This window comes from Acinetobacter sp. CAU_H_S139_7 (assembly GCF_058599305.1).
Window position 1 is genome coordinate 2,882,016 of the sequence record NZ_CM178651.1, and the last position, 13,511, is coordinate 2,895,526.

Sequence of the window (13,511 nt, forward strand, 5' to 3'; positions counted from 1 at the left end):
AGAAACATCAGGTTAAACTGAAATTGAAATCCTAAAATATGCATGATTAACTTCATATAAATAGAATAATTATCAACCAAAGAGAATTTTAAAAAAATCTTTTTTTTAATCTTGAAATTTCATAGAGCATCCAAATATTAAAAGTACAGCAAACATCCACACCGATTATTGCTGTGACAACCATGCTAACCGAGTCGCATAGGTTGCTTATTTATATCACTTTTCCTAATAGTGGAGGTTTTATCAATGAGTAATTTAAGCTTAATGCCATTATTCCGTCGTAGTATCGGTTTTGACCGTTTAAACGATTTGTTTGATCATGCAATGCTCAGTGAAGCACCACATTATCCTGCGTACAATATTGAAAAAGTCGGTGATGATCACTACCGCATTGTCGTAGCTGCGACTGGTTTTAACCAAGATGAGCTCGCGATTGACTTAGAGAATCAGGTACTTAATATTTCAGGTCAACATGCTGATCAGACCAAAGACAATCATGCTGAGTTCTTACATAAAGGCATCACACAGCGTTCATTTAAATTATCTTTACGTTTAGATGAACACATTGAAGTACAAGAGGCCAATTATGAAAATGGTTTACTCACCATCCAGCTACAACGGATTGTTCCAGAAGAAAAAGCGCCATGCCGAATTCCAATCGGACAGAAGAAATTAACAACTGAAAACACTGCGGCATAGTCAATCAACAAAATAAAAAAAGCACTGCATAGGCAGTGCTTTTTTAAGATCAATGGATGTCCCGTCCTGAAATAAGTTTACACCTTTAAGAGGCTTATTTTATGGAACATGAACGAGAACAAAGAGTTAAACGTACACAAGGTGATTATAGCTTTGCCTTTAAAATGATGGTTGTACATGAAGTAGAAAAAGGGCAAATTACTTATAAACAAGCTCAGGCAAAATATGGTATTCAAGGAAGATCAACTGTGCTGGTATGGTTACGCAAGCACGGACAACAGGACTGGACTTCGAATATGCCGCCTTCTTCTAAACGCCAATTAACACCCCAACAACGAATCCGCCAATTAGAAAAGCAGTTAGCCGCAGAAAAGCTTAAAACTGAATTTATTCAGGATGTGATTTATCACATTGATAAAGAATGTGGGACTGATCTTGGAAAAAAGTATACCGAGCACGTTTCAAAGATTGGCAAAGCCAAAGAGGACTAAGCGTTTCACGTTATTGTCAGTGGTTGGGAATCACCCGACAAGCTTATTATCAAGCAGAAAAACGTGCTCAAATGACTGCACAAGTAACCGAACAAATACTCGAGTTGGTTATGGAGTATCGCTGTCTCATGCCAAGTATCGGAACACGTAAGCTGTATTGGCTTATTAAAGGCAAATTGTTGCAGCGTGGTTTAAAGTGTGGACGGGATCAGTTATTTAAAATATTGAAAGAGCATAATTTATTGATTCGCCCCAAGCGTCGCTATACAAAAACTACGGATAGCAAGCATTGGATGAAGAAGCATCCAAATTTATTAAAGGATTATTCAGCAGTGCAAGCCAACGAAGTCTTTGTTAGTGATATTACTTATGTTGAGAGTGCTGAAGGCGTACATTATTTATCATTGGTGACAGATGCTTATACCCGTCAGATTAAAGGTTATAAGTTATCGAATGATATGCGTGCGGAGAATGTTATGCAGGCTCTACATATGGCGATGCAGCATGTGACGGATCGAGCGACTAGGATGATTCATCATTCAGACAGAGGCTCTCAGTATTGCTCTGAGCTATATCAATCGGCATTGCGCCATTATGGGATATGTCCTTCCATGACAGATGGATACCTTGCGAAACAGTGTTTCTCATATCAAAATGCATTAGCAGAGCGGATTAATGGAATATTAAAGCAGGAGTTTTTAACTACACGATGTCAAACCATGAAGGAGTTAGATCACTTAATTACGGAATCTATCATGATTTATAATTACTATAGACCACATTTAAGTTTAAATATGAACACCCCGAATCAGATGTATGAGCAAACTAAAACCGAGCTAATTGCTTAACTCGGTTTGAAGTGGAATACTGTCAATCTATTTCAGGACAAGACAGGATCATTACTTTTTCTTTTTAGGACCAAGCAACATACCCATTTGACGACCTTCCATTTTCGGTGCTTGTTCAACTACGCCCAAGTCAGCCACATCTGCTTCAACTTTTTGAAGTTGAGCCAAACCAAGCTGTTGATGCGCCATTTCACGACCACGGAAACGAAGAGTAATTTTTACTTTGTTGCCTTCTTCAAGGAACTTAGTGATTGCACGTAGTTTTACGTTGTAATCACCAACATCAGTACCCGGGCGGAGTTTGATTTCTTTCACCTGTACTTGATGCTGTTTTTTCTTCGCTTCTTTCTGCTTTTGCTTTAGATCAAACAAATGCTTGTTGAAGTCCATGATTTTACAAACAGGCGGTTCAGCGTTTGCTACGATCTCAACAAGATCAAGCTCAACACTTTCAGCAGCGCGTAATGCTTCTGCCAAGCTAACAATACCTTTTTGCTCACCATTTTCGTCTACAAGACGGACTTCTTTCGCACGAATTTCATCATTCAAAGCAGGACGGTTTGATTTGTTACCGCCCTGTTGATTACGGTCAGGCTGTTTAATCGCTGTTACTCCACAATGTACCGGCCGCGTTCGGCAACGGCTGCTTTTACTAGGTCAACGAAAGCGTCGATTGACATAGTACCCAAATTTGTTCCTGAGCGGGTACGCACGTTCACTGTACCTTCCTCTACCTCACGGTCCCCAAGTACCAGTAAGTAAGGAATACGCTCTAATGTACGTTCACGAATCTTAAAGCCGATTTTCTCATTTCTCAAGTCTGAAATCGCACGGAGACCGTTTTCTTTAAGTTTAGCGACGACTGACTCACATGCTTCCGCTTGTGAATCGGTAATGTTCATCACACATGCTTGAATTGGTGTTAACCAAGGTGGCATAAAGCCCGCATAGTGTTCGATTAGTATACCAATAAAACGTTCAAAACTGCCAAGTATTGCACGGTGCAACATTACAGGTTGATCACGATCATTGTCTTCAGTGACATATGACGCATCTAAACGTTCTGGCAAATTGAAGTCACATTGGATTGTACCACATTGCCATACACGGCCTAAGCAGTCTTTCAGTGAGAATTCAATTTTCGGACCATAGAATGCGCCTTCACCTGGTTGAAGTTCCCACTCCAAACCAGCAGCATCTAAAGCATCTGCTAAAGATTTTTCAGCCATATCCCAAAGTGCATCATCACCCACACGTTTTTCTGGACGTGTAGACAACTTCATTTGCACGTCTTCGAAACCGAAGTCTTTATACACATCTAAAGTCAGTTGAATGAAGTCAGCCACTTCTTGACCAATTTGCTCTTTGGTACAGAAAATGTGTGCATCATCTTGCGTAAAACCACGAACACGCATAATGCCGTGCAGTGAACCCGATGGTTCGTTACGGTGACAAGAACCGAACTCAGCCAAACGAATTGGCAAATCACGGTATGATTTTAAACCTTGGTTGAACACTTGTACGTGACAAGGACAGTTCATCGGTTTAATTGCATAGTTACGACTTTCTGAATGCGTCGTGAACATACCATCCGCATAGTTTGCAGCATGGCCTGATTTTTCCCAAAGCGTGAAATCAACCACTTGCGGGGTACGAATTTCGAGGTAACCATTATCTTGTTGTACTTTGCGCATGTATTGTTCAAGTACTTGATAAATGGTCCAACCGTTTGGATGCCAGAACACCATACCTGGTGCTTCTTCTTGCATATGGAACAGGTCTAAAGCTTTACCAATTTTACGGTGGTCACGCTTTTCAGCTTCTTCAATACGTTTGATATAAGCTGCAAGCTGTTTTTTGTCTGCCCACGCTGTACCATAAATACGTTGTAACTGTTCATTCTTCGCATCCCCGCGCCAATAAGCGCCTGACATTTTAGTCAGTTTGAATGCTTTTAAAAATTTAGTATTTGGCACGTGTGGACCACGGCACATATCTAAATAGTCTTGATGGTAGTATAAGCCCATTTGTGTTTCTTCAGGCATATCTGCAATCAAGCGTAATTTATATTCTTCACCACGCGCAGTGAATTCTGCAATGACTTCATCACGTGGGGTCATTTTTTTGATGACATCATAGTCTTGATCGATGAGCTTTTTCATACGCTCTTCGATGGCTGCCATATCATCTAAAGTGAATGGACGTGGCATCCAGATGTCATAGTAGAACCCTTCTTCAATGACAGGACCAATGACCATCTTTGCTTCTGGGAACAATTGCTTAACCGCATGCCCTACCAAGTGAGCGCAAGAGTGACGAATGATTTCGACACCTTCTTCGTCTTTAGGCGTAATAATTTGAAGGCTGGCATCCGTGGTAATCAAATCAGATGCATCGACTAAACGACCATCGACTTTTCCTGCAACTGTATTTTTCGCAAGACCCGGACCGATGCTCAGTGCAACATCCATCACAGATACAGCTTGATCAAATTGTTTTTGATCGCCATTTGGCAAAGTGATAATTGGCATAAAAAATCCTTAAGGAGTGATGCCCCGTACCATGGAGCATATCACCGCGAGATTATGATCGAGGTAAAACCTCAAAAGATAAAAACGGTGGATAAATAAAATCAGTCGAATTTTACACGTGTTATCCACAGGATTAAACCTTTTCCCCTAGAAAATTCACGTTTCAGCCCATTTTGAATTCATTTGCCAATCCATCAGCCTCCCTAAAATGAGGGGGATTGATGTTCCGCAATCCTTATCGCTACATTTTATAATGACTGTATCGGTCACTTTTTATTGAACAATGCAGCAACACAAGCATACACATTTTGCTTAAAAAGCAGGCTAAAATCTAACTAAAAGGGTTTATAGCGCACAGAATCCATAGATTCAGTTTAGATAAACTAAACAAAAAATTCAATAAATTCATCTAAAAAGCGCAACTCGACTAAAGCATAAATGCAAGATGGCTGAAAAATGCATATCTTTTAATCAATGGAAAAAATAATACCAAATTCAGGAGTGATCAACATGGTGAGTGCGTATGATGAGTTACCAAGAACCCCCGCAAACTTTGTAGCTTTGTCACCATTACGTTATTTAGAACGAGCTGCTTATATTTACCCTCATCAAGATGCCATCATTCATGGGCACCGCTATATTTCATGGCGTGAAACTTACCTTCGCTGTCGCCAATTTGCCTCACAGTTACAAAAATTGGGAATCACAAAGAACGATACTGTCTCTGTTTTGCTGCCCAATGTCCCTGCAATGATCGAAGCACATTTTGCAGTCCCAATGGCAGGTGCTGTGCTCAACACATTGAACACGCGCTTAGATGCCAAAACCATCGCATTTATGCTTGATCATGCAGAAACCAAAGTCTTATTGGTGGATCCAGAGTTTGCATCGGTTGCACAAGAAGCCTTGGCTTTGGTCGGACGCGATATTTTCGTGATTGATGTAGATGATGCTGAGTACGAAAACTGTTTTGCAGCCCCGATTGGGCAAATCGAGTATGAAGACTGGTTAACCGAAGGCGATGACAACTTTGAATGGCATTTACCTCAAGATGAATGGGATGCCATTAGCCTTAACTACACCTCTGGCACCACAGGCAACCCAAAAGGCGTGGTTTATCACCACCGTGGCGCTTATATCAATGCAGCCAGTAACATCATTGCTTGTGGCATGACACCACGTGCGACCTACTTGTGGACCTTACCTTTATTCCACTGTAACGGCTGGTGCTTTGCATGGACCATGGCAGCCAATGGGGGCACCAATATCTGTTTACGTAAAATTGACCCTGAACTCATTTTCAAAGTCATCGCTGAGCATAAAGTCGATTATTTCTGTGGTGCGCCAATTGTGCTATCCATGCTGATCAACACCCCTGAAGAGCAACGGATCCACTTTGAGCATCGCGTTGAAGTGATGGTGGCAGGTGCTGCACCTCCTGCTGCAATCATTGAAGGCATGCGCCATATTGGTATAAATGTCACCCATGTTTATGGACTGACTGAAACCTATGGACCTTCTGCGCTTTGTGCCTCTCAAGCGGGTTGGTCTGACTTATCTATTCAGGAACAAGCGCAGTTGCACTCACGCCAAGGTGTACCTTACCCACTGCAAGATGGTATGAAAGTGCTGGATCCAGACACGATGCAACCTGTACCGCATGACGGTCAAACTATGGGTGAAATTATGTTCCGAGGTAACATTGTGATGAAAGGTTATCTCAAAAACCCTGAAGCCACGGCAGAAGCCTTTGCTGGTGGTTGGTTCCATACAGGCGATCTTGCCGTTTGCCAACCTGATGGCTATGCCAAAATTACTGACCGCTCTAAAGATGTCATTATTTCTGGAGGTGAGAATATTTCATCACTAGAAGTTGAAGAAATTCTCTATCAACATCCTGCTATTTTAACGGCTGCGGTGGTCGCGAAGCCCGATCCTCGCTGGCAAGAAGTGCCCTGTGCATTTATTGAACTCAAAGCAGGTAAAGAAACCACGCCTGAGGAAATCATTGAATTCTGTAAGCAACATCTGGCACGTTTTAAAGTCCCGAAAGATGTAGTGATTACAGAAATTCCAAAAACGTCGACAGGCAAGTTACAGAAATTTGTCCTACGTGATTGGGCCAAAGAGCGTGCAACACGCGAGTTTAGCTAAACAATCAGCAGTCTACTCAAGCAAATATTCTCACATAAAAAAGCGACCTTGAAGGTCGCTTTTTTATGTCTAAATGGCTTAATTATCTGAAATTAAAGCCACTTGCTGAATGTAGTTAAACAACTTCAAACGTGAAGCTTTAAGTTGTTCTTCATCAGCCTGCTGTTTCATATCACGGTGAATACGCAATACATGCTGACGAATGGTATGACGTTCCGCGGCATTATAGGTTTTGGAAAACTCATTAATGACCACATCACCATCTTTGATCATACGATCAACCCAACGCTGCAATTGAGCGGTTTTTTTCGCGCCTTGTTGCGGTGTCAAATAAGACAAAATCACCGTTTCATCTTCATTACGCAACAACTTACCAATGCGTAAAAATTGGCGACGACGAGCTTCATTTGATGTAATCAGTTTCACATCCAAAAGGGCTTCAATCAAACGCTCTTCAACAGGTAAGTTTTGAATTTGTTTAGTGTTCAACTCTGCAAGTTGAGAACCCAAAGATGCCATACGTTGTACGGCTTTTTTCTGTTCAGTTTTACTTGCACGTCCTTCTAAAGATTCAAAGTCTTCTTCAGTAAAACTATGCGGTCGACGTGCCACGATTAATCTGCCTCGTAAAATTTTGCTGCAAATAGTGTCTGAATCTCAGATAAAGCTTGTTCTTCATCTGCGCCTTCAAGCACCAAGCGTAAAGTGGTGCCCTTTCCTGCGCCTAGCATCAGGAGGGACATAATATTTTTGGCATCCACCAATTTGTCTCCTTTTCCAATTTGGATTGAAGAACGGAATTTGGTGGTCACTTCAATGAGCTTGCCAGATGCACGCGCATGTAACCCTAGTTTATTAATTACGTCAACAGTTGTGTCAATCATGCCCAGTGCTTCATTTCTCGATGGAGGACCTGAATAGACCATTTTGCCTCAAGGGCTTTTTTTAGTCTATCCACAATATATACAGAGCGATGCTGCCCACCCGTACAACCAATTGACACGGTCATATAGTGACGATGCCCTTCAGCAAAAGCTGGTAACCATTTATCTAAAAATTTATAAATATCTTGGAACATTTCGTGGGTTTGCTCACTTTGTTCCAAAAATTTTTGCACAGGGGCATCCAGTCCAGAATACTTCCGCAGTTCTAAATCCCAATGGGGATTGGGTAAATGTCGAACATCAAACACATAGTCAGCATCTAACGGAATACCATGTTTAAAGCCGAAAGACTGCAAAATCAAAATCAGGTTATCCGACTGCCCCAACTTTGACAGCAAGGTATGCTTTAAGTCATGCACACTTTTATCGGTGGTATCAATATGCACAGTTGAGCGCAAATTAATCGGCAATAAAAGGGTTTTCTCTTCTTGAATGCACTGATTCAAACTTTGAAAGCGTGTCGCCAACGGATGCGGACGACGTGAAGCACTAAAGCGCGCAATTAGTTCTTGGTCACGCGTGGTCAAATAAATAATATCGACCGTACCATGCCTTTGCAATTGTTCAAACACCAAGTCGAACTCTTGCAAATCTGCACGTGTACTGCGTACATCCACACCAAGCGCCAACTGCTCAAGGTTATTTTCTCGATCCAGTTTAGCCACAATCTCTGGAAGTAAGGCCAAAGGCAAATTATCAATACAGTAATAACCGAGGTCTTCCAATACTTGTAATGCAGAGGATTTACCCGAACCAGACTGTCCTGTAACAATTAAAATGCGCTTCATCTTAATCCTTTGAGAGGTGAGCTTGCCTAAATATGTTTCACTTTCAAGTTATCAATTAAACGAGTTGCCCCGAGTTTTGCCGCAACAAAAAGCACCACATCTTGGTCAAACGCATCCAATTTCTGCAATGCAGGTGTGCGTGCTTCCACATAATCCACAACAAAACCAGCCTGTGTCAATGTCGCCTTTATATTTGCTAACACATCAGCTAAAGCGGTACCAGTTTGCAGCGACTGTTCTGCCGCTTTTAAACTTTGATAAATGGCCGGTGCCTTTTGACGGTTTTCTTCGCTTAAATAACCATTACGTGAACTTAAAGCCAAACCATCTTCTGCACGTGCAATTGCCACACCCATCACTTCAAGCGGCATATTCAAATCACGAACAAATTGACGAATCACAGCCAACTGTTGATAGTCTTTTTCACCAAAGAAAGCAAAAGTGGGTTGCACAATATTGAACAGTTTCGTCACCACAACGGCGACACCATCAAAATGCCCTGGGCGTTGTAGACCACACAAATCATTGGTGATATCTGAAACAGTAATATTGGTCAAACGTGGACTGTTGCCATACATTTGCTCAACCGATGGTGCAAACACGATGTCACAACCAACCTCGGCCAACAAGCGCTGATCTTGTTCCAAGGTGCGTGGGTAACTGTCAAAATCTTCATTGGGTCCAAATTGAATCGGATTCACAAAAATACTAACTACAACCACATCACAGAGTTTTTTCGCTTCGCGCACAAGGTTCAAATGCCCCTGATGCAAGTTGCCCATGGTCGGGACGAAACCAATACTTTTTCGAGCCGTTCGCGCAGGGTTCAATGATGCTGAGAGGCCTTGGATCGTGGTTTCAGTTTTCATGTTTTACAGCTCGACTTGGAATGTTTGTTCTTTTGCAGGGAATGAGCTATCAAGCACCGCTGCATGGTATGCCTTGAACGCATCCAAAATCGCCGTTTCCCCTGCTTGTTCTTTCATAAAGTTACGCACAAATTTTGCAACACGACCAAAAGTCAGTCCAAGCATGTCTTGTACCACCAAGACTTGACCATCGGTATCCACACCTGCGCCAATGCCAATGACAGGTACATGTGGGAACAACTCACTAATTTCTTTCCCGAGCTGCGCAGGCACACACTCTAATAACAGCACCGCAGCACCCGCATCAACCACCGCTTGGCAGTCCGCAATTAATTGGTCTGCCGCTTCACGTGTGCGTGCTTGTAATTTATAGCCACCAAACACATGTACAGACTGTGGGGTTAAACCTAAGTGTACACATACAGGAATACCGTTGCGTGTCAAAACCTGAACCGTTTCAGCCAGCCATGCTCCACCTTCGACTTTGACCATTTGCGCGCCCGCTTGCATCACTACTTTTGAGCTTTGCAAAGCATCATTTAAGGTGGCATAGCTCATAAAAGGTAAGTCAGTCATGATCAAGGCATGCTGGTTACCACGGCGTACAGCTGCGGTATGGTAAGCCATATCTTCAACTGTAACAGGCAAAGTGGAATCACGACCTTGAATGGCCATACCGAGTGAATCGCCAATTAAAATGGTATCAATTTCAGCAAGTTCCATTGCCTTTGCCATACTTGCATCATAGCAAGTCAGGCAGGAAAATTTGCGACCTTCTGCTTTAAATTTTCTTAAGTCATTTAAACTAATCATCAAACTATTCCTTTCAACATCTTTAGCTCGGCTAAATTAAATCTCTGCCCAATTGCCTGCATCCAGCACGCTCAACGTGGGTTGTTGTACAACAGGCAACTGTTTCAACGCAATACCATCAATGTGTAAATTGGGGTCTAAATCCAGCAATGGAATCAACACAAAATCACGCTCCATCACACCGACATGTGGCACAGTTAAGCGTTCATGCTGAATTTTCTCTTCTGCATAGATCAGTAAATCTAAATCTAAAGTACGTTCACCCCAATGGCGTAAACGTACACGTCCCGACTCTTGTTCAAAACGTTGCAGCTCATCCAGCAAAGCCAACGGTGCCAAGTTTGTGCTGAGTTGCACCACGGCATTTAAATAATTGGGTTGGTCTTGCGGCCCCATCGGTGGGCTTTGATACAGCTTGGAGATCTTCACATCGCCAAGACTAGCCAACTTGTGCACCGCTTCAGTCAAAATCACTTTAGAGTCGCCTAAGTTACTACCTAGACCAATGTACGTGACGATGCTCATTGTGTCGGCCCAAAAATCACGCTGCTTAAATCACGCTGAACACGTTTACGTTTTAAAATTGGGTGGTCTACACCAATCTCGGTTGAGCTGTGACCTGTTCCCTTACCAGTCGGGGTACGGGCTTCAGCGTGTTGCTTCGGTTTACGTGCACGGCGACTGCGTGATTCTTGCTCTTGCACCAAAGGCTCAATTTCATGACTTACCGTTTTGGCAATCGCCGCTTCTTCAGCACTTGCTTTACCACTGCGACGTGATTTTGCACGTTGGCGGTTATATTGGCTGATGGCACGTTCTTTTTCATCGGTGCTCATCAACTGATAGGCGTCCCACCACTGTCCCATGCCGAGCGTACCCTCATCACCGGATTTTTCGCGAAGCAACAAGAAGTCAAAGCCTGCACGGAAACGTGCATGGCTAGATAAGGCTTGAATTTGCTGTGCTTTCGGGTTGAGTAAACGCGTTTGCATTTCCCACACTTCACGAATAAAGGTTTCGGCAAAGCGCGGAATAATAGTCCGCGTGGCTTGGCGTTTTAATACATCAAGTCCCGCTTGTGCACGCGCTTCAGCCGCAACCACACCTTTACTGCTATAAAACTCACAACGCTCTAAGAACGGCTTCCATAACAACACCGCATAGAAAAATGCAGGGTTAATGGTTTTGCCCACTTGAATACGCTGATCGGTATTTTTAGCAGCACGTTCAATAAATGGGGTGATATTCGGTTGGATATCTGCAAATAACTGCTTCCAAATGCCGAAATCGATCAACATTGGCAGCACACGATTTAAATGCCCCATCGTGAACAGCTTCTGAGATTCATCATATAAACGGTGCGGCGATACATCACGCAGCAACTGTGTCATTTCCAAGGTGAAAACGTCGAGAATTTGCTGATCAATTGAGAAACCTAATTTTGCAGCAAAACGTAAAGTTCGCAGCATTCGCACAGGATCTTCTTCAAAACGTGTTTTTGCATCGCCTAGTAGACGTAAGGTTTTATTTTTAATGTCATCCACAGCATGACAGAAATCCAAGACAACACCCTTACGTGGCTGATAGTACATCGCATTAATTGAAAAGTCGCGGCGGGCAAAGTCTTGCTCTATCGTACCCCAATTGTTATCACGCAAAATCATGCCTTGTGCAGAGGTGACTTCTTTCTTCGGCGGTGCACGGAAAGTTGCCACTTCAACCAACTCACGACCTGAATAGACATGAGCCAACTCAAAACGGCGTCCGATAATACGGCAACGTCGTCCGAAAACTTCTTTTACCTGTGACGGTGTTGCATTGGTCACTGCATCAAAATCTTTGGGATTTAGGCCAAGCATCATGTCGCGGACACCGCCACCGACGATATACGCTTCATAGCCTGCCTTAGTTAATGCATCGATCACATCTAAAATGTAAGAAGGTAATTGAGCGGTTGATAAACCACATTTTGACGCGCGCAAAGTTTGCAAAAGCCGCTGTCTCCTACGCCTAAACGTAAAATTCTAAGATGACGCTAATCATATATCTAACACAATCAAAGGGCAATTTGATTATCGAAAGCAAAGCAGGATTCTGATCAATTCACCAATAAATGACACCGCTTTTTTCACAAGCCCAAACGAGTTTTATTTTTTGCAAAAATTGCCGGTCCAATCCCGCGCACCTGTTGTAGTTCATCTATGGTCTTAAATGGCCCTTGTTTCTGGCGATAGGCCACAATTGCTTGGGCCTTTTTTAGACCCACGCCCTGAAGTTGCTGTAGTTGATCGACACTGGCTTGATTTAAACTAATTTTATTTGCGCCCGACACAGGTTGGGCCTGAACAAGAGACACTGAACGTTTCGCGCTCTTGGGGGCCTGAATACGATCATCCCAGGCCTGCTGCTCTGCTTTCCAGTTCAGATAGTTCTGATCAAAAGACTGTGCATAACTACTGGGCACCCAAGCCAACAAACTCAGTAATAACAACGCAATGATCAACAAACTTACTTTTATTTTTATCAATTCAAGCCACCATTTTTATTATTTCAGTTGTAATTTGGCTTGCTCCCACAGTTGATCCATTTCTTCTAAAGACATCTGCTCAATCTTTTTTTGTTGTTGCAAAGCTTGATCTTCAATGAAAGCAAAACGAGTGCGAAATTTATGAATCGTACTCAAAAGCGACATTTCGCTTGAGACGCCCAGTTTACGTCCAACATTGATCATTGAAAATAAACAATCGCCAAATTCATCTGCTATTTCATCGGAATTTTGCTGTTGAACCGCATGTTTCAATTCAGCTAATTCTTCTTCAAGCTTGGTATAAGCACCTGCTACATCTGGAAAGTCAAAACCGATCCGTGCTGCATTTTTTTGAATCTGTTCCGCTTGTTGTAAGGCTGGGCCATGCTTGATGCTGTCTAATCGTGACTGTGCCTTACCTTGTTTTTCCTGTTGTTTAATTTGCTTCCAAAGCTCGCCTACATCTTCGGCAGACAAAGCTGAAAACTGCTGTGCTTGAAAGACATGGGGATGACGACGAATCAGTTTTTCTGTGATGGCATGAACCACATCTTGAAAATTAAAAGCCCCTTGCTCGGCATACATCTGTGACTGGAACACCACCTGTAGCAGTAAATCCCCCAACTCATCGCGCACCTCATCAGCTTTACCTGAACGCACAGCGGCTTCAACTTCATAAGCCTCTTCAATGGCATAGCGGGTTAAACTTTCTGGGGTTTGTTGTTGATCCCATGGACATTTTTCACGTAATTCACGCATCACGTTCAGCAATTGTTCCATGTTTATCTCTCTTCAAAAATCATATTGATAAAAATTACATTATGACGGCATTCATTTGTTATGCTCA

At 42.7% G+C, this 13,511-nt stretch carries 14 protein-coding genes; 3 read left to right on the forward strand and 11 right to left on the reverse strand.

Annotated features, from left to right (window positions below):
- The first annotated feature begins 246 nt into the window (after nucleotides 1-246).
- Both AC4MC0_RS14075 and AC4MC0_RS14080 read left to right on the forward strand, forming a co-directional pair.
- Entirely contained in the window at nucleotides 247-699 is a 453-nt protein-coding gene (locus tag AC4MC0_RS14075; RefSeq protein WP_151837201.1) for an Hsp20 family protein, read from the forward strand.
- A gap of 101 nt (nucleotides 700-800) precedes the next feature.
- Nucleotides 801-2,038 (forward strand): IS3 family transposase gene (locus AC4MC0_RS14080; protein ID WP_279665443.1). Its coding sequence is split into 2 segments (ribosomal slippage): nucleotides 801-1,137 and nucleotides 1,137-2,038, totalling 1,239 coding nucleotides; the frame shifts between segments, so codons are not numbered across the junction.
- 51 nt (nucleotides 2,039-2,089) lie between these two features.
- Here AC4MC0_RS14080 and infC read toward each other — a convergent pair.
- Together infC and thrS are read right to left on the reverse strand one after the other, a co-directional pair.
- Nucleotides 2,090-2,641: a translation initiation factor IF-3 gene (gene infC, locus AC4MC0_RS14085; protein ID WP_078425166.1), complete on the reverse strand. Its 552-nt coding sequence runs from the start codon at nucleotides 2,639-2,641 to the stop codon at nucleotides 2,090-2,092.
- A 5-nt stretch (nucleotides 2,642-2,646) separates the two neighbouring features.
- The gene (gene thrS, locus AC4MC0_RS14090) at nucleotides 2,647-4,569 is read right to left on the reverse strand and encodes a threonine--tRNA ligase (protein WP_151836216.1); all 1,923 of its coding nucleotides are present in this window, start codon (nucleotides 4,567-4,569) and stop codon (nucleotides 2,647-2,649) included.
- A 510-nt stretch (nucleotides 4,570-5,079) separates the two neighbouring features.
- Between thrS and AC4MC0_RS14095 the strand changes: the two genes are divergently transcribed.
- Nucleotides 5,080-6,723, forward strand: a complete 1,644-nt coding sequence (locus AC4MC0_RS14095; protein WP_279665553.1) for an acyl-CoA synthetase — start codon at nucleotides 5,080-5,082, stop codon at nucleotides 6,721-6,723.
- Nucleotides 6,724-6,801: 78 nt separating this feature from the next.
- On the opposite strand, the gene yjgA is transcribed toward AC4MC0_RS14095, so the two are convergent.
- The 9 genes from yjgA to mazG all read right to left on the reverse strand — a co-directional run bounded on the left by yjgA (nucleotide 6,802) and on the right by mazG (nucleotide 13,444).
- Complete coding sequence (gene yjgA, locus AC4MC0_RS14100) at nucleotides 6,802-7,335, reverse strand: ribosome biogenesis factor YjgA (protein WP_005400753.1); 534 nt, start codon at nucleotides 7,333-7,335, stop codon at nucleotides 6,802-6,804.
- 2 nt (nucleotides 7,336-7,337) lie between these two features.
- Nucleotides 7,338-7,607, reverse strand: coding sequence for an HPr family phosphocarrier protein (locus tag AC4MC0_RS14105; protein ID WP_058868961.1), 270 nt, complete (start codon nucleotides 7,605-7,607; stop codon nucleotides 7,338-7,340).
- The gene (gene rapZ / locus AC4MC0_RS14110) at nucleotides 7,604-8,455 is read right to left on the reverse strand and encodes an RNase adapter RapZ (protein ID WP_004692298.1); all 852 of its coding nucleotides are present in this window, start codon (nucleotides 8,453-8,455) and stop codon (nucleotides 7,604-7,606) included. The genes AC4MC0_RS14105 and rapZ overlap by 4 nt, the downstream gene beginning before the upstream one ends.
- A 26-nt stretch (nucleotides 8,456-8,481) precedes the next feature.
- Nucleotides 8,482-9,324, reverse strand: a complete 843-nt coding sequence (gene panC, locus AC4MC0_RS14115) for a pantoate--beta-alanine ligase (protein ID WP_058868960.1) — start codon at nucleotides 9,322-9,324, stop codon at nucleotides 8,482-8,484.
- A gap of 3 nt (nucleotides 9,325-9,327) precedes the next feature.
- Entirely contained in the window at nucleotides 9,328-10,137 is an 810-nt protein-coding gene (gene panB / locus AC4MC0_RS14120; protein WP_004692301.1) for a 3-methyl-2-oxobutanoate hydroxymethyltransferase, read from the reverse strand.
- Nucleotides 10,138-10,173: 36 nt separating this feature from the next.
- Nucleotides 10,174-10,662 carry a 2-amino-4-hydroxy-6-hydroxymethyldihydropteridine diphosphokinase gene (gene folK, locus AC4MC0_RS14125; protein ID WP_004692303.1) on the reverse strand — a complete coding sequence of 163 codons (489 nt, stop codon included), beginning with the start codon at nucleotides 10,660-10,662 and terminating at the stop codon, nucleotides 10,174-10,176.
- Nucleotides 10,659-12,128, reverse strand: coding sequence for a polynucleotide adenylyltransferase PcnB (pcnB, locus tag AC4MC0_RS14130; protein WP_058868959.1), 1,470 nt, complete (start codon nucleotides 12,126-12,128; stop codon nucleotides 10,659-10,661). The genes folK and pcnB overlap by 4 nt, the downstream gene beginning before the upstream one ends.
- Before the next feature lie 137 nt (nucleotides 12,129-12,265).
- Nucleotides 12,266-12,664, reverse strand: coding sequence for a ComEA family DNA-binding protein (locus tag AC4MC0_RS14135; RefSeq protein WP_058868958.1), 399 nt, complete (start codon nucleotides 12,662-12,664; stop codon nucleotides 12,266-12,268).
- A gap of 18 nt (nucleotides 12,665-12,682) precedes the next feature.
- Nucleotides 12,683-13,444, reverse strand: a complete 762-nt coding sequence (gene mazG / locus AC4MC0_RS14140) for a nucleoside triphosphate pyrophosphohydrolase (RefSeq protein WP_010325929.1) — start codon at nucleotides 13,442-13,444, stop codon at nucleotides 12,683-12,685.
- Nucleotides 13,445-13,511: the final 67 nt, after the last annotated feature.